The sequence below is a fragment of the Rahnella sikkimica genome, assembly GCF_002951615.1.
Taxonomy (GTDB): domain Bacteria; phylum Pseudomonadota; class Gammaproteobacteria; order Enterobacterales; family Enterobacteriaceae; genus Rahnella; species Rahnella sikkimica.
In genome coordinates this window covers 910691-927721 of record NZ_CP019062.1, presented here as the reverse complement: position 1 = coordinate 927721, position 17031 = coordinate 910691, and the positions used below count along the sequence as shown (strand labels likewise).

Genomic DNA, 17031 nt, shown 5'->3' with positions numbered 1-17031 from the left:
AATTTAGAGAAGCCCGCTTAGGAAACTAAGCGGGCTTTTTGGTTTTTGGGGAAACAGGTTGCCGTAATGGCTGGCGGCACGCGGCGGAAGATCAGCACGCAAAACCCGTGCTGGTGGAGCATCCTAGCGCTTTGTAAATCTCAGATATCACCTGCATCGTGGCGTCTTCAATCGTTCCTTCATTACGGCATAAAACCCAGCCCTGAGCGGCAATTTCTCGCTCGAACGCTTGGGTACAATCGACATGTTCTTCCAGCTTATGAATCACTGTACTACGTAGTCCACGCGTCCGGGCCGCGGCTCTCGCCCATGAAATTTCAGGCGCAGTCACAACCCCGACATGCAGGTCTGGCGTTCGCACTTTACGTTCAATGTTAAGCTGTAAAATCTCTGCAAACGGAACCATCCGGCGAAACGCGGCATCCGACGGGTACCAGCGATCCATCAAGATAATGCTGTCCGTTGGCTGTTTACTTAGCACTTGCTGCGAAATCCAGGCACGGCTATCCGCAAAGCGCGCACAAACCTCCCGTTCTAAATCCACGGAGGGATTTCTGGCGAGCCTGTTAACCAGAGCCATTGTTTCCCCCCTGCAGGGGTCACTTTTTTTCTCGCTGAGTCGGATCACCTTCTTGTTGTCTGCCCTGAGTACTTTCGTGATGGCTTCCAGCAATGTGGTTTTACCGGCTCCTTTCGGCCCATCCAGAGAAACAAACAGCTGACGGTTCATGCTTCTGATGACCATTGATATACGGTTTTTGTAAAACCTGAATCTGGCAAAAACATCTTAGTTCCTTCGCATGAATAGCGGCCCACCCTGTTGGTTCATGAGCGCAAATCAGATAAAGGTTATTATAAACAGACACTGATGAACATTCTGGCAATGATTCTGACTCGCCCTGAATGTCCAATCATAGGGCTAAAACGAGGAACTTTATCTTTTCAGCCTTTTCAAAGTGATTCAGTCTCATCTCCATAATCCACCATTGCGCAACTTCCATGAGCAACTCAGGTTCATCATTTTTATTGGCAAAAAAAGCATAGAACGACAGCCCTACGTTACTGCCCTTGGCCACTATTTTGGCCTCACACGTTATGATGATTTTTTCCCTCATTTCTGCACGCATATTCTCTCCTTTTTTGTTCGGTCACCGCACCGCATTAAAAAGCCCACTTCAAGTGGGCTTAAAACCAGATTATTATCGTAAAGACCGTCACCTGCGCCATACAGTTAATCGAGTATACCGGATGGGCATTGCTTGCCTTCCCATCCGACTATCTTAGCACCTGAATCCAGATCTTTCATCGATACTCTATCTCCGGAAAACTCTGAGCCAGTAACGACGATATCGTAATCATGATTTGGTTGAGGAATGAAACTGTCGGAAACGGACCGTTCAGTATTTTGATAGTAACCAGGTTGTGTCCTATAATGAATTACCGTCACAAGTTGCCCCGGTTTGATAGAAAATTCATTTATGAAAATTCCCTTGGTGTTAGATGACTCTGGCATTCCAATTATTTTATTTCCTGTGACAGGAATACCGATAATAGCAAGACCAGCCGTAATCCGGCGCTCTAAAACTTTTTTATAACAGCCACTCGTCTGTTTTTCGTAAAATTGCAGAGCTGTATTGCCACCAGACGAAGCGCGAATCCGAGCCGCATCTGAACCTTTATAGTCTTCTAGCGAAGGCCTAAATCCCGCCGAACACCCGCTCAACAACGTTACCATTATTCCCGTAACGACCAGTTTTCCATACATGCGCTTCCCTTTACGTTTCTGTCTATCCTGTTTTTATCGACCCATACGGATAAAACTTTAAAGGGATATTAAGCCAGTCATTTACCCTAACGTTTTGTTGTAGTTGCCAATAAGTTATATTTAACATAACATCAACTTTATCTCAACCTCGGCCAAATTACCGGATATTATATCCGCTATTGATACAGGGCTACCCACGTTAGCCCACAGGCAGGTTTGAGCGAAGGACGGACGTTATATTGCGCTAACGTCCGTAATAGTCGATATAATGTGCAGCAGGTTAATATTTCTCAGAAATTACAAACATTCCTATAAATCGGTTATAGCGTTCCCTTCGATGAAGGTTTTTCTCGCAATATTACCGACGATATTGGTTGAAATTCCATCAAATGTCCCGCCGATTACGCCGCCTACAAGTGGAATCATTTTACCTAAGTTGATCGCACCTTTTTCACCAAATTTAGTAAGAAGCCTAAAACCAACTCGCTTATTAATAGCGACAATCGTTTCCTTTGATATGCTCTTGATTAACTGCGTAGACATCTTCGAACCAATAATTATTCCTGTTCCTTTGAGGATATCTTTTGCAGCATTTCCAGCGAGGCATGAGTATACGAGCGCCTTAACGCGGTCATCTTTAACATCATATCCTCCCATGATAGCTATGGCGGTTATCATGCGAATCTGGACATAAATCACGGTTGCAATACTTGCTGGAATTGCAACCGGCATAGTAATTATGCCTCCGAGACCGGATACAAATCCGGTAGTGGCAGATTTCGTGTTTTGCCATCTGATAAGAGAGTTCACCTTAGCCGCTAAGTCCTCCTCCCCCTTCAGGTAGTTTTCAGCCATTTCATAAGATGAATCCGTTCCCGGAATAGTACCATCCAATGCTTTATCATAAGCCCAATTAAGAGCTTGCATAATTCTGCCTTCACTAAGCTTTTCAGCCATTTTTAAATCCTATTAAATAAAAGTGAAAAGTTATGTGATTATCGACCATTGCATAATTTTCTTTATATCAAAATTGTCCTTAGGTCGTTTTTTAACTTTCACTCATCGTTGTTATCACCTCCGCTTCTGGCACTAAACAGACTCCCGCACGTTCCAAATCACCGAAATCCCCCAATCGCCCTCATTCCCGCTACAATACCCTCACCCCCGGCCGCCAACACAATCTCTGTATGCCGCTGATCGTATTGAAAAAGGTAATGACCCGTGCTGAAAGAAAACTTTAATGAATTGCAGATGTTTCTTGTCGTGGCACGTGAGAGAAGTTTTACCAAGGCGGCGAGCAAACTTGATGTTTCGCAGTCGGCCATCAGCCACGCGATCAAGGCGCTGGAAGAACGTCTGAATATCCGTCTTCTGACGCGCACCACCCGCAGCGTAACGCCGACGGAAGCAGGTGAACGCATTATTGCCTGCCTCGAGCCACGTCTGGCAGATCTTGAACAGGAGCTGGAAACGCTGCTTCATCTGAACGGCAAGACATCGGGGAATATCCGTCTTTCGGCGGGAGAGCATTCGGCACGCAGTCTGGTGTGGCCGAAGCTCAAACCGTTTCTGAAACAGTATCCGGAAATCAGTGTCGAGCTGATAGTCGATAACGGGTTTGTGAATATCGTCGAGGGCAGATTTGATGCCGGTATTCGTCTGGGCGAAAGCGTGGATAAGGATATGATTGCGGTAAAAATCGGCCCGGAGATCCGCATGGCGGTGGTCGGCTCTCCGGCATATTTCGCGGAGCATCCTATTCCGCAGACGCCGCATGATTTGCAGAATCATCAGTGCATTAATATGCGTTTACCGACCGCCGGTGGCGTGTATCACTGGGAGTTTGAGAAAGACAGAAAACCGCTGCGCGTGCGTGTTGAAGGGCAGCTGACATTCAACCTGCTGTCCGAAAGAATCGATGCCGTGCAGTCCGGGTTTGGGATTGCCTGCGTGCCGGAAGATATGATTGCGGATCTCGTGAAATCGGGCGAGCTGGTGCAGATCCTGGAAGAATGGTGCCCGTATTTCTCCGGTTATTATCTTTATTACCCGAGCCGGAAACAGCATCCGCCCGCTTTTGCGCTGCTGATTGATGCACTGCGTTATTCAGAATAGAAAGGGGAATGCCAGGGGCATTTCAATTCCGTACCCGCGTAGTCAGTGCCATCACGGCGCTGGCTACGGTAAATACCGCGATAATCCAGCCCATCGTCCACGGCGTTCCGTCACTGAGCAGCGCCAGCAACAATGAAGAGATAATCCCGCTGCCGTACTGCAACGACCCCATCAACGCCGAGGCAGAACCGGCAACGTTCGGCACGGCGTCCAGCGCGGCGGCGGTTGAGGTCGCGGCAATAATTCCGTTCATCGAGAAGAAGACAAATACCGCCACCACAATCAGGCCGATCCCGCCGACCCCTGCGCCGGTGGCCAGCGCCAGCACCAGCGCGGCCAGCATCGCGATACACACGGCGAACTTGAGCAACGTCTCCAGCGGGTAACGCTGCACCAGCCGCCGGTTCAACACGCTCACCCCCACCAGCCCGACGATATTGACGGCAAACAGCCAGCCGTAATGCTGCGGCTCGACGCCAAAATAGGTGATGTAAACAAATGGCGAGCCGGTGATAAACGCATACGCCGCGACGTAATAGAACGTCAGGCATAACGTAAACTGCATGTACTGCGTGTTGCTCAGCAACGTGACGTAATTGCGAAAGGCGCTGCCCGGCGACGCTTTCACGCGCTTTTCTTGCGGTAAGGTCTCCGGTAGCCAGAACAGGGAAATCAGCATGAGTGTGCCGATCACTGCCAGCAGCCAGAAAATGGAATGCCAGGAAGTGACTTTGATCATCTGCCCTCCCAGCAGCGGCCCGGCGATCGGGGCGATCGCCATAATGATAATCAGCGTCGAAAGCATTTGCGCCGCGCGGGTGCGGCTGAACAGATCACGGATCATCGCCCGCGCCAGCATCGGGCCGGTACATGCGCCCAGCGCCTGAAAGACACGCCAGAAAACAATCTGCCCGATATCCGTGGATAACGCGCAACCGGCGGAGCCGATGACGAATAACACCATGCCGATAAACAACGGCAGACGACGCCCAAAATGATCGCTGATCGGCCCCCAGATCAGCTGCGCGATACAAAAACCGATTAAAAATCCGGTGATGGTCAGTTCCGCGTCGCCCTGTAAATCCTTCGCCATCAGCGGCATGGCGGGTAAGTAAATGTCGGTCGATAAAGACGTGAAAGCCATTAACGCGCTGAGAATAAGTACAAACGTGAGGCCGGTCGTTTTTCCGGTAGCGATCTGCGATCGTGCCTGAGAATCAGTCATGGTGTTCCATCGGGAAATAAGGAGAGGACTTTATAGTAGCGGGTTGAGGCCGGGAGATAATCGCAGGGAATCGGATAGAGATGATGAGCTGTATTCATGAATGCGGGCTGTTACCGCCCCGCCCGACGTAAAAATGCCCGCTCAGGAAAACCCGGCGGGCGTATCTTTTTTTACGACTTAACGTTTACGGCTTAACGTTTACGGCTTACCTGTTGATTGTCAGGAAACTCAGTCGCGCCAGCCCATCGCCGGTGCCACGTGTTTCAGGATCGATTCAATAACGTGAACGTTGTAATCCACGCCCAGCTGATTCGGCACGGTCAGCAATAACGTGTCCGCTTCAGCAATCGCATCATCCTGTTTCAGCTGTTCAATCAGCCTGTCCGGCGTCGCCGCGTAGCTACGCCCGAAGATGGCGCGGGTTTTCTCATCGAGATAACCGACTTTGTCGCCATCGTTGCCGCCTCCGCCAAAATACATACGATCGCGGTCATCCATCAGCGCAAAAATACTGCGGCTGACAGAAACGCGTGGCGCGCGTGTATGCCCCGCTTCGGCCCATGCCTCGCGATACGCACGTATTTGCGCCGCCTGCTGAATATGAAACGGCTCGCCGGTTTCATCATCTTTAAGCGTCGAACTTTGCAGATTCATGCCCAGCTTCGCCGCCCAGACCGCGGTCGCATTCGAACCCGCGCCCCACCAGATGCGGTCGCGTAACCCTTCTGAATAAGGCTCAGGGCGCAGCAAACCCGGCGGATTCGGGAACATCGGCTGAGGATTTGGTTTCGCAAAACCTTCACCGCGCAGCACGTCCAGAAACTTTTCTGTCGTGCGGCGCGCCATATCCGCTTCGGTTTCGCCTTCTTCAGGCTGATAACCAAAGTAGCGCCAGCCATCAATCACCTGCTCCGGTGAACCCCGGCTGATCCCCAGCTGCAAACGCCCGCCGGAAATCAGATCCGCCGCGCTGGCGTCTTCGGCCATATACAGCGGATTTTCATAACGCATATCGATCACACCGGTACCGATTTCAATCTTGCGGGTTTTCGCGCCAATCGCGGCCAGCAGCGGGAACGGCGAACTTAGCTGACGCGCAAAATGATGCACGCGAAAATACGCGCCATCCGCGCCCAGTTCTTCCGCGGCGACCGCCAGATCGATAGATTGCAGCAAAGCGTCAGCTGCCGAACGGGTGCCGGACTGTGGCGATGGCGTCCAGTGACCAAATGATAAAAATCCAATATTTTTCATAGGTATTCATCCTCATATTCCGGGAGATAATCCGCAAAGAGGCCCTTTTTGCCAGGCCGCAATAATAGATTCACTCTACGCGTTTCAGGATGAGAATAAATATCATTTGTTTAACATAAGGATTCAATAAATTTGAAGGAGAGCTGACTTTTTTGCTTGTTTTTTAATAACCTGAACAAATAGTCGCCATAAAAACGCCGCTGTAAAAAATCCTTTGCCAACGACGTCATCACCCGTTATTATGCGCCCCGTTCACACGATTCCTCTGTAGTTCAGTCGGTAGAACGGCGGACTGTTAATCCGTATGTCACTGGTTCGAGTCCAGTCAGAGGAGCCAAATTCAGAGAAGCCCGCTTAGGAAACTAAGCGGGCTTTTTGTTGTTTCCGGGTTTCATTGCTGCGGCGCTTTCAGGCACCACGGCAACAACAACCCGCATCCATACCGCCGCCAGGATAAAAAACAATGCAGAGGTCAGAATAGCCAGTTGAGAAAATTTCATTGTTACTCTTTCGCATCAAGCTGAAGACTTTTGCGCACCACCTTATCCACGAATGACGCAGGCGCGAATCTGAGAATAAAGGTCAGTTGACCTGCCAGCTTTCCCGCCGTATAGCGAATCTTTGGACGTAAAGTCTGTGCCACTTTGACCACCACGTCAGCCACCACCTCCGGACTTTCCGCTTCGGCCATTGCCTTGCTCACCACTTTCGTCAGCTTAGCCCGGATCTGGTCATACTCTTTAAGCTTTGCGTCCGGCTCTATATTGTTGTTTTCAAACTGTGTTTTCATGTAAGCAGGTTCGATGACAGAAACTCTGATGCCCTGCGTGCGCAGTTCATGATCCAGTGCTCCCGTATACCCTTCGACCGCATGCTTACTGGCGGCATAAAGTGCCACATACGGCAACGGAACGACCCCGAGTATCGAACCGATGTTAATGATGCGTCCGCTGCCCTGACGGCGCATATGAGGGATCACTGCCCGCGACAACCTGACGATGCCCAGAAAGTTGGTGTCGAAAATACGTTTGGCCTGTTCGATAGAACTTTCTTCCGCCGCCGCCGGAGCGACCCCGAAGCCCGCATTATTCACCAGAATATCGATCCGCCCCTCCAGGTGCAGCAGCTCCTCAATAGCAGCCTCGACGGAAGCGTCGTCCGTCACATCCAACGTCAGTAACGGAAACGGATGCGTTCCCGCCAGAGACCCGCGCCGGCTTGTGCCGTATACCGTATACCCCGCGGCTAAAAGTTTACGGGCAGACGCTTCGCCGATACCGGAGGAAGCGCCTGTCACCAGTGCTACACGTTTTTTTGTCATGCTGAATAATGCCTTCATGATGTGTTTGTAGTTTCTCATCAACGATGAGACGACACGGTGTGAGGGATTGATGTCGGATTGACCTCTCTGCAGAACAGCCGGAGGACTGTTCTGCACAGTGCAACTCACTGACTAAATTGCTTTATATCGCTCTGCGGCTTCATCTTGTTTGATGTCTGAAAGCAGAGCCTGACGGGAAGCATCGAGGGTGCCCCAGCGGTCTGCATTATGTAAAGGCGGGATGGTGACGAGTTCGCGACGATCGAAGCCCACCAGCGCGGCATCCACTAACTCGCCCACTTCCATGAATTTTGCCGAATTACTGATATCGATACCCGCACGGTCCCAGATTTCCGTGTAAGTGCCGGCAGGAAGCACCGCCTGGACATAAATGCCCTTAGATGACAGCTCGACATTCATTCCCTGAGACAGGAAAAGCACAAAGGCTTTGGTTGCGCCGTAAACCGTCATGGCAAATTCCGGGGCGAGTCCGACGATAGAGCTGATGTTGACGATCGATCCCTCACCCGCTTGCACAAAGCGTGGAGCCACGGCACTGGCCAATCTGGTCAGGGCGGTGACGTTGAGCGCGATAAGGCTTTCTATCGAATCAGGCGTCTGATCTGTAAAACTGCCGGACTGCGCGATACCCGCGTTGTTGATAAGAATGCCGATCTTCGCGTCTTCACGCAGGCGAGCTTCGACCGTAGCTAAATCACGCGTCTGTGTGAGGTCCGCAGGCAGAACATCGACAGAAATGCCATTTTCCTGTCGCAGACGTTCGGCAAGTGTCTCTAACTTTGCTTTGTCGCGCGCGACCAGAACCAGGTCGTGGCCCCGGCGGGCGAACCGTTCAGCGTAAACAGCACCAATACCCGTGGATGCGCCTGTAATGAGAACTGAAGTTTTAGTCATAAATTGATCTTCTTAATTAATGTGTAAACAGAATTCGCAATGTGCGACGTAGGTATAACGGTGAAAGCGATGCTTTACGTGCTGGTCGCAGTCAGCGGCGGGTAATCGGTATATCCCGCTGCGCCACCGCCATAAAGTGTTTCAGGATTGAGCGAGGCCAGAGGCGCACCAGACTTCAGCCTTTCGACCAGATCCGGGTTGGCGATGAACGGACGGCCAAACGCGAACAGATCGGCTTTGCCTTCTGCAAGCTGAGCGGTTGCCAGCGGCAGGTCATAGCCGTTGTTGCCGATGTAGGTGTTTTTAAAGCGCAGGCGCAGGGAGTCGTAATCGAACGGTGATACATCACGCGGGCCGCCCGTCGCACCTTCAACCACATGGAGGTACACGATACCTAATGCATTAAGTTCATCAGCGACGTAGTCATATTGTGGCTGCGGATCACTGCATGAAATCGCATTAGCAGGGGAAACCGGTGAAATACGCACGCCGGTGCGATCTGCGCCGATCTCCTCTTTGACAGCCGCCGTGACTTCTAACAGCAGGCGCGCACGATTCTCGACAGAACCACCGTACTCATCGGTACGCTGATTGGCGCCGTCTTTAAGGAACTGTTCCAGCAGATAACCATTCGCGCCGTGGATCTCTACGCCATCAAACCCGGCGGCAATCGCATTGGCCGATGCCTTTCTGAAATCGTCGATAATCCCCTTTATTTCCTGCAGTTCGAGTGCACGTGGCTCAGAGACGTCAGCAAATCCGTTGTTCACAAAGGTTTTAGTCTCAGCACGGATGGCGGACGGCGCGACCGGTGCAGCGCCCCCAGGCTGTAAATCAACATGCGAGATCCGTCCCACGTGCCACAGCTGCACAAATATGCGCCCACCTTTGGCATGCACCGCGTCAGTCACTTTGCGCCAGCCATCGATCTGAGCTTGCGTATAGATCCCCGGCGTATCCTGATAGCCCTGCGCCTGTTCTGAGATCTGCGTGGCTTCCGTAATCAATAATCCAGCGGTGGCACGCTGGGCATAGTAGGTCGCGGCCAGTTCGCCTGGAACCAGACCGGCTCCGGCACGGTTACGCGTCAGCGGTGCCATCACGATTCGGTTGGCCAGCGTGATTGGCCCAAGATCATAGGGTTGAAATAGCTGTCGGTTCGTCATGTGTATTCCCTCTGCCTGATGGTGATTGAAGTCTTGGCCTAATGATGATGATCATAATCATTAAAGTCAATTTTTTTGATTATGACCATCATCAATGTATACTTAGCCCTCTATTTTGTGAGGATTGAAAACCATGAAAGTGTCGAAAGAGCAGGTTCGGGAAAACCGAATGCGCATTGTTGAAACAGCCTCAGAACTTTTTCGTGAACGCGGTTACGATGGCGTGGGCGTCGCGGAACTGATGTCAGCGGCAGGTTTAACCCACGGAGGGTTCTACAAGCACTTTGGTTCCAAGGCTGATCTGATGGCGGAGGCAATGAACTGCGGTTTTACGCGATCCGCAGAAAGCACGGCGGGTGTGGACCGGGAAAAATTTATTGAATACTACCTCTCCCGACAACATCGCGATGACAGAGGAAAAGGGTGTGTGATGTCGGCACTGGGCACCGATGCCGCCCGCCAGTCTGAGTCAATCAAGGCGACATTTGCAGCCGGAATTGAACGTCAGCTGGCCGTTTTAGGAAATGAAAATAATGGAGAAGGCAACACGCGTGCCGACCTGATTGACACTATTGCGCATCTTGTCGGTGCCCTGGTGCTATCTCGTGCTTGCCCGGATAATTCCGCTCTGGCTGATGAAATTCTGGACGTGTGCCGCACACGCCTTTGCAGTCAGGATGACCACAGACCCTAGCCTTGTGACAATGATCTGTGGTGAGACTGCACGGCAAAAACACACTTCAGCCATTCATCCGGGACTGCTTACGCGACTTCCGCCCGCGCGTTCTGCTGCTGTTCATCAGGCCGTATCCTGAACCAGATGGCATACATCGCAGGCAGGAAGACCAGCGTGATGATGGTGCCACCCAACGTCCCGCCAATCAGCGTATAAGCCAGCGTGCCCCAGAACACCGAGTGTGTCAGCGGGATAAACGCCAGAATAGCCGCCATCGCCGTCAGCAACACCGGTCTGGCGCGCTGCACCGTTGCCTCCACCACGGCATGGAATGGCGGCAGCCCTTCCTGTTCGTTGTGATGGATCTGCCCTATCAGGATCAGGGTATTACGCATCAGGATACCCGACAGCGCAATCAGTCCTACCAGCGCATTGATGCCAAACGGCTGGTTAAAGAGCAGCAGCGTGGGCACGACCCCAATCAGCCCCAGCGGCGCGGTGAGAAATACCATCACCATCGCCGACATCGACCGCACCTGCAGGATAATAATCAGCAGCGTCATGGCGATCATGACAGGGAACAGCGGTGCCATTGCCCGGGTCGCCTTCGCGGATTCTTCAATCGGCCCGGCCTGCTCAATGCGGTAACCTGCCGGAAGCGTATCAATGACCGGCTTTAACGCTTTGATCATTGCTGTGGAGACATCCGGCGGTTGCAGATTCTCGGCAATGTCTCCCCGCACGGTAATGGTCGGCGTCCGGTCGCGACGGCGCAGAACAGGATCTTCCATTTGTACCTCAACCCCTCCTATCTGAGATAACGGAATGCGCTGACCGGAAGATCCCACTAAGGTAAAGCCCGCTATTTTTGCCGGGTCGAGCCGGATATCTCCCGCCGCGAGCCCCATAACCTGCACCGAACGGATATCTTCACGCACCGAGGTGATCGGCACACCAGAAAGCAGGAACTGAAGCTGCTGCGCGACCGCATTCGATGTCAGCCCCACCGCCTGCAGGCGATCCTGATTGAGCGTGAAATGCAGCGCGGGCACCCGCGGACCCCAGTCGGTGTTGACGGTTCTCATCATCGGGCTGGCCTGCATCACCTTTTCGACCTTGTCGGCAATTTCGCGCAGCGTGGCGGGATCCGGCCCCATGACCCGGTAAGCCACCGGATAGGGTGAATACGGACCAAACACCAGTTGGGTCACGCGCACACGCGCCTCCGGAGCCAGGCCGCCGGCAACCGCTTCACGCAGTCTGAACTTAAGTGTCTCGCGCGCTTCCTGACTGTCCGTGAGCACGACAATTTTCGCAAACGACGGGTCGGGCAGCTCGGGCGCCATGGCCAGATAAAAACGCGGCGACCCTTGCCCGATGTAGGAGGTGACGATTTTTGCCTCTTCCTGCTTTCTCAGCCAGGCTTCGATTTTTGCCGTGGTGGCGCTGGTCTGTTCAATCGCGGTGCCATAAGGCATCTGGACTTCAACCAGCACCTCGGGCCGGTCGGAGGTAGGGAAAAACTGTTTTTTCACCAACCCCATGCCGAGTATAGCGACCGTAAAAACGGCAATAACGGTCCCGGCGACGGCCCATTTGCGCGCGATGACGCGGGTCAGTAACCGGCGAAAGCGGTTGTAATGGCGGGTGTTGTAAATCGCCGCATGTCCGCCCTCTGCCGTTTTGATTTTCGGCAGCATTTTTACGCCCAGATAAGGTGTAAACACCACCGCGACAATCCACGAAGCAATCAGGGCGATACCGACAATCCAGAACATGTTGCTGGTATATTCGCCGGCTGTGGACTGGGCAAAACCGTTTGGCATGAATCCGACGGCGGTGACCAGCGTGCCCGCCAGCATCGGCGCCGCCGTGTGGCTCCAGGCATAGGCCGAGGCTTTGATGCGGTCGTAACCCTCTTCCATTTTCACCACCATCATTTCGATGGCGATGATGGCATCATCGACCAGCAACCCGAGCGCAAGGATCAGTGAGCCCAGAGTAATGCGGTCAAAGTTTTTGCCGGAAGCCTCCATGACCACAAAGACGATTGCCAGCGTCAGTGGCACCGCCGCGGCCACCACCACGCCCACGCGCCAGCCCATACTGACGAAGCACACCACCATCACTACCAGCAGTGCGACAAAGAATTTGATCATGAACTCGTCAACGGCGGAGCTGATGTTGACTGACTGATCGGTGACCTTGGTCAACGTCATGCCCAGCGGCATACCCTCATTGATGTTGGCCGTTTCCGCATCCAGCGCCTTCCCCAGATCCAAACCATTCCAGCCGTCGCGCATGACGATGCCCAGCAGCAGCGCCGGTTCACCCTGATTACGGATCAGGAAGGTCGCCGGATCTTCATAGCCCCGTTCAACGGTTGCCACGTCAGAAAGTTGCAGGGTTCTGCCCTGAACGACAACGGGCGTTTTGCGGATTTTTTCCAGTTGGTCGAAAGCGCCATCCAGACGGATAAAGACCTGCGGCCCTTGGGTGTCAATCGAACCGGCGGGCGTCAGTACGTTCTGGCTGTTGAGGGCAGAGAAAATATCCTGAGGTGAAATACCCAGCGTGGCCAGCCTGTCATGTGAGAACGAGACAAAGATGCGTTCAGCCTGTTCGCCGATGATGTTGACTTTCTTGACGCCGGGCACATGCAAAATTCGCTGACGCAAAGATTCCGCATCACGCACCAGCAGTCGCTGTGGCTCCCCTTTTGCCTTGAGCGCAAAGAGCGCAAAGGTCACGTCGGAGAATTCATCATTGACCATCGGCCCGATAACGCCTGCTGGCAGGTTTTTGGCCTCATCCCCCAGCTTTTTACGCGCCTGATAGAATTCTTCCTGCACCTGTGAAGGCGGCGTGCTGTCCTGCAGCGAAAGCAGGGTAAAAGCCAGACCGGGACGTGTGTACGTCTCACTGCGGTCATACCACTTCAGCTCCTGCATACGCTTTTCCAGCGGTTCAGCCACCTGATCCTGCATCTCCTGCGCGGTCGCCCCCGGCCAGGCAGAAATAATCGTCATCTGCTTGACGGTAAAAGGGGGATCTTCAGCCCGCCCCAGTTCGAAAAATGCAAGAATACCGGCCACGGTGATCAGGATAATAAGGAACAGTGTGATTGAGCGCTCACGCACGGCGAGCGCTGAAAGGTTGAATCTTCCCCCGCTCATGGCTGGCTCCCGGCGACGCTGGCATCGCGCTGTTCAGCCATACGAACAGCCTCACCGTCATGCAGCAAATGCGCCCCCAGAGCGACCACCTGCTCTCCCGGCTTAAGGGAACCGGTCACCCTTGCAGCATCGTCACCCAATCCCTGCACCTGAACAGACCGCCAGGATACTTTGGCGGGCTTACCCGAAATCTCCCAGACACCCGGCCCTTTGCCAGGATCATAGATGGCCGCCAAGGGCACCTGCATCACCTGATCTGGTAATTTATCGTCTGCAATATGCAGCGTCACGGTGGATCCCAGCGGAGCATTCGCCAGTGCCCCCTCAAGGACATATCTCGCCTCGAAGGTGCGTGTCACCGGATCCGCCGCATCAGAAAGGAGTCGCAGTTTTGCAGGAACTGATTGTTTAGCCGTACCGTACAACGTTGCCTCAGCCTCACTTCCGGCAGCCGGGCGTAACGTCTCGGGCAACTGCACGATGGCCTCCCGTTGCCCTGCTCTGGCCAGCCGGACCACCGGCTGACCGGCACTGACAACCTGACCGGGTTCAGCCAGCGTATCCATAACCACGCCGTCGGCGTCGGCCAGCAGTACGGCGTAACCCGTGGCGTTTTGCGCCACATTTGCCTGTGCCTGAGCCGCGCTGAGTTCAGCTTTGGCCGTATCCGCCGCCGCCTTTATCTGATCGTAGGCCGATGCAGACACTGCACCTCCGGCAACCAGTCCGCGATAACGCGCCTCATCAGCAGCAGTCTGTCTGGCGCGAGCGCGTGAGGCAGCGACGGCCTGTTGCTGAGCCTGAGCCTGCAAGCTCAGGTCAACGGGATCCAGACGCATCAATGGCTGACCGCGTTTAACGGTCTGGCCGGTATCGACCAGACGTTCAAGGATTTTGCCCTGCACTCTGAAACCGAGGTCGCTTTGGACACGGGCGACAACAACGCCGGTAAATGCGCGGGAGGTATCGACAGCACTCACCACGGTCGCCGACCTGACCAGAGGAGGCTGAGTTCGGGGATCGTCGGTACCGGAAGAGTCACCGCAGGCCACAAGGGCAAGTGGCAACAGACAAACAGCAAAGGTGGCAGGATTAAGCCTGAGCATGGGTTCCCTTAATGGATTCAACAGGACATTAACCGCATTCTCAGACTAGTGACCAATAATGTCAATAGTCACAAACCTCAGGGTGACAGACTTCTCAGTATCAGTGAGGACAGGAGCGCCGCAGCCGCCGGTGCCGTTTCCAGATTGTATTGCAACTGCACCGGACTGATGTAAGGCCGCATGACCAGATATATCGCATGCGCAGCCTCATCCAGCGGCGTTTTTCGTTCAAACTCTCCCGCCTGCCGCCCTTCAACAATGATTTGCTCAATCAGTTTTCTCAGACGCTCTTCATGAGCCTCCGCCGAAGGCCACTTATCCCGCGCCGCCACAGCAGCAATGTCATAAAGCTTACGATCGTGAAAAAACAAATCACTGCCAGCTTCAGTCAGCGCCCGAAATAAACGCCGCAATTTTTCGGAGGCCGACGGGGCATCTGCAATCGCTGAATTGACAATCGCCATGATCATCGCCAGACGGTTGGTGCAAATCACCTCGCCAATCGCCTGCTTCGAGTCGAAAAATTTATAGATGTAGGATTTTGAAAACCCTATGGATTTAGCCAGTTCTGACACCGTGGTTTTCTCATAGCCAAAATGCCCGAAATGCTCTGTGGCAGCGTCGACGACCTGATCGCGGACGCTGTGATCCAATGGCCCCCTTGGGGGATGTACATTTATGTGTTTAGTCATTTTTCCAGCTTAGCTCAGTGAGCCCAGGTTGACAACGAGTGACCATATGGTAATTAAGTCACACTCCAAAACTGACTCAAGGAATATCAGTGTTCCCCTCCGTACGCCTGCACTGAGGGTGAGCGCCGGTTTACTGGCGGGTTGTGCTTCGGGCCGGATTATAATCGCTATGGCAATCACGATGAAACCGATCTCAACGCAAGCGGGAAGATTGACGTTTTTGGGTGCGGCGACGCGGGCGACAGGCGTCACTCGCTGACTATCAGGATTCCGAGGCGGATGTCACCGCAACTCGTCTTGCCGTTGCGGCTCAGACTGCCGATATCTATATCACCCTGCGCGGATTAAAGGCCCGGCTGCCCATCGCGAAGAAACAGGCCAGTACGCAGCAGGAACTGGCGCAGTCAGAGGAGACAAATTTAGAGAAGCCCGCGCAGGAAACTAAGCGGGCTTTTGGGGGCGCGATTCAAGGGAGAGACCCGGAGGGGATGATGGGCACGCAAAAGAAAAAAGCCGCTCAAATCTGAGCGGCAATAGATTAATAAAGTATGCGAAAGAAAAATGACAGATTATCTTAATGTTAAGATATGCCGTTATCCCAACCCGTTGATGGGAAATAGCCACCATTTACCGGAGAAAAAAACTCTGCAACACTAAATTCGTCTGCCACAGTATTAGGTGTGACCGTTAAAACGGTTGAAGAATCTGCCGTTTTAATCGAGAGTCCATAGATTATTTTATCTGGACCGAGTTTTAACGCCGCATATTTACCCACGGTAGTGGATTTTTTGAGGGTATTGGTTGTCAGATTTTGAGAATTAAGAATATTCATACTGTTTTCTTCGGTAAGATAAAACAGCGTATTCCCATCCGTTGAAAATGCACTCTGGGTGAAGTCTGAGCTTAAATCTTTAATAGAGTCTACAAAGTTTATATACACCACATTCCCGGAAATTTTGAATGTGCCATAGGCCAGACTATTATCATTGCACAGTACTGCAATATTATTATTCATGATATCGATACAGGTTGGAATTCCACCGAGTGGCAGAAATACCGAACACTGAGCTGACACCTGACTTTCTTCACAGTAAACACTCTCCAGTTTATAGACTTCACCTTTCTTAGAAATATAAAAAAGCCAGTTACCTCCATTAATGGAATCACCAATAATGCTCAGCGGCGAGTTTTCTATCGCCGGGATATCTAGCGATACAATTGCCATGACATCGACCGAAGAGTCGTTGATGACATTGCGATTGATATGAGCATAGTTCAGTCCGGCGCTGTCAATAAAATACAGATGCGCACATTTTGGGTCGTTGTTATCTGGAGCAAATGAACAATTTGCAATATTTTCAGGTAAATTAACAAACAATTCTTCTGAATTCTCTACAGTTTTATAAGTAGAGTCCATCAGATATTTACCCAAAATATAATAGCCAACACCACTTGGTAACGTGATGACGTTGCCAAAATTATCGCTATCCGTGGGTACCAGGGGAAATCCCGGTGACTCTATTTGCATGACGTCATTTGTAAAATCAAAAATATAACGGTCATTTGCGCTGCCAGGAAACCAGTATTTTTGATATGAATCAGAGGTAGAAGTCATAATTT

Annotated in this window: 16 protein-coding genes, 1 tRNA gene and 1 pseudogene; 4 read left to right on the top strand and 14 right to left on the bottom strand. The window is 52.4% G+C overall.

All coding sequences use genetic code 11. The features are described from left to right. Positions 1-91 precede the first annotated feature (91 nt). The 4 genes from BV494_RS04150 to BV494_RS04135 all read right to left on the bottom strand — a co-directional run bounded on the left by BV494_RS04150 (position 92) and on the right by BV494_RS04135 (position 2722). A complete protein-coding gene (locus BV494_RS04150; RefSeq protein WP_104921712.1) occupies positions 92-730 on the bottom strand; it encodes a dTMP kinase in 639 nt (212 codons plus the stop codon). Positions 731-911: 181 nt separating this feature from the next. Then, positions 912-1127 carry a DUF6500 family protein gene (locus BV494_RS04145; RefSeq protein ID WP_104921711.1) on the bottom strand — a complete coding sequence of 72 codons (216 nt, stop codon included), beginning with the start codon at positions 1125-1127 and terminating at the stop codon, positions 912-914. Between the two features lie 104 nt (positions 1128-1231). Further along, complete coding sequence (locus tag BV494_RS04140; protein WP_104921710.1) at positions 1232-1765, bottom strand: hypothetical protein; 534 nt, start codon at positions 1763-1765, stop codon at positions 1232-1234. Positions 1766-2074: 309 nt separating this feature from the next. Continuing rightward, on the bottom strand, positions 2075-2722 hold the full coding sequence (locus tag BV494_RS04135) for an EcsC family protein (protein ID WP_104921709.1): 648 nt from the start codon (positions 2720-2722) through the stop codon (positions 2075-2077). A 264-nt stretch (positions 2723-2986) separates the two neighbouring features. Between BV494_RS04135 and BV494_RS04130 the strand changes: the two genes are divergently transcribed. Then, entirely contained in the window at positions 2987-3880 is an 894-nt protein-coding gene (locus BV494_RS04130) for a LysR family transcriptional regulator (RefSeq protein ID WP_104921708.1), read from the top strand. A 22-nt stretch (positions 3881-3902) separates the two neighbouring features. On the opposite strand, the gene BV494_RS04125 is transcribed toward BV494_RS04130, so the two are convergent. Beyond that, positions 3903-5105 (bottom strand): multidrug effflux MFS transporter, encoded by a 1203-nt coding sequence (locus BV494_RS04125; protein WP_104921707.1) that lies wholly within the window; start codon positions 5103-5105, stop codon positions 3903-3905. A gap of 228 nt (positions 5106-5333) precedes the next feature. Further along, a complete protein-coding gene (locus BV494_RS04120; protein WP_104921706.1) occupies positions 5334-6359 on the bottom strand; it encodes an LLM class flavin-dependent oxidoreductase in 1026 nt (341 codons plus the stop codon). Between the two features lie 261 nt (positions 6360-6620). Between BV494_RS04120 and BV494_RS04115 the strand changes: the two genes are divergently transcribed. Continuing rightward, a tRNA-Asn gene (locus BV494_RS04115) sits at positions 6621-6696 on the top strand. 25 nt (positions 6697-6721) lie between these two features. Here BV494_RS04115 and BV494_RS25700 read toward each other — a convergent pair. The 4 genes from BV494_RS25700 to BV494_RS04100 form a co-directional block, all read right to left on the bottom strand. Continuing rightward, complete coding sequence (locus tag BV494_RS25700; RefSeq protein ID WP_192938065.1) at positions 6722-6859, bottom strand: hypothetical protein; 138 nt, start codon at positions 6857-6859, stop codon at positions 6722-6724. Positions 6860-6861: 2 nt separating this feature from the next. Further along, on the bottom strand, positions 6862-7680 hold the full coding sequence (locus tag BV494_RS04110; protein ID WP_104921705.1) for an oxidoreductase: 819 nt from the start codon (positions 7678-7680) through the stop codon (positions 6862-6864). Positions 7681-7812: 132 nt separating this feature from the next. After that, a complete protein-coding gene (locus BV494_RS04105) occupies positions 7813-8595 on the bottom strand; it encodes an SDR family NAD(P)-dependent oxidoreductase (protein ID WP_104921704.1) in 783 nt (260 codons plus the stop codon). A gap of 74 nt (positions 8596-8669) precedes the next feature. Then, entirely contained in the window at positions 8670-9761 is a 1092-nt protein-coding gene (locus BV494_RS04100; protein ID WP_104921703.1) for an alkene reductase, read from the bottom strand. 133 nt (positions 9762-9894) lie between these two features. Here BV494_RS04100 and BV494_RS04095 point away from each other — a divergent pair, with 133 nt between their 5' ends. Beyond that, complete coding sequence (locus tag BV494_RS04095; protein WP_104921702.1) at positions 9895-10455, top strand: TetR/AcrR family transcriptional regulator; 561 nt, start codon at positions 9895-9897, stop codon at positions 10453-10455. Positions 10456-10523: 68 nt separating this feature from the next. Here the strand turns inward: BV494_RS04095 and BV494_RS04090 are convergent, their stop codons facing one another. The 3 genes from BV494_RS04090 to BV494_RS04080 all read right to left on the bottom strand — a co-directional run bounded on the left by BV494_RS04090 (position 10524) and on the right by BV494_RS04080 (position 15411). After that, positions 10524-13613: an efflux RND transporter permease subunit gene (locus BV494_RS04090; protein ID WP_104921701.1), complete on the bottom strand. Its 3090-nt coding sequence runs from the start codon at positions 13611-13613 to the stop codon at positions 10524-10526. Then, on the bottom strand, positions 13610-14719 hold the full coding sequence (locus BV494_RS04085) for an efflux RND transporter periplasmic adaptor subunit (protein WP_104921700.1): 1110 nt from the start codon (positions 14717-14719) through the stop codon (positions 13610-13612). Before BV494_RS04085 ends, BV494_RS04090 begins: the two co-directional genes overlap by 4 nt. A 77-nt stretch (positions 14720-14796) precedes the next feature. Next, a complete protein-coding gene (locus BV494_RS04080) occupies positions 14797-15411 on the bottom strand; it encodes a TetR/AcrR family transcriptional regulator (protein ID WP_104921699.1) in 615 nt (204 codons plus the stop codon). A 153-nt stretch (positions 15412-15564) separates the two neighbouring features. Here BV494_RS04080 and BV494_RS04075 point away from each other — a divergent pair. Then, a pseudogene (locus tag BV494_RS04075) lies at positions 15565-15809 on the top strand (TolC family protein); the annotation flags it as partial. A 182-nt stretch (positions 15810-15991) separates the two neighbouring features. On the opposite strand, the gene BV494_RS04070 reads toward BV494_RS04075, so the two are convergent. After that, entirely contained in the window at positions 15992-17026 is a 1035-nt protein-coding gene (locus tag BV494_RS04070) for a hypothetical protein (RefSeq protein WP_104921698.1), read from the bottom strand. Positions 17027-17031: the final 5 nt, after the last annotated feature.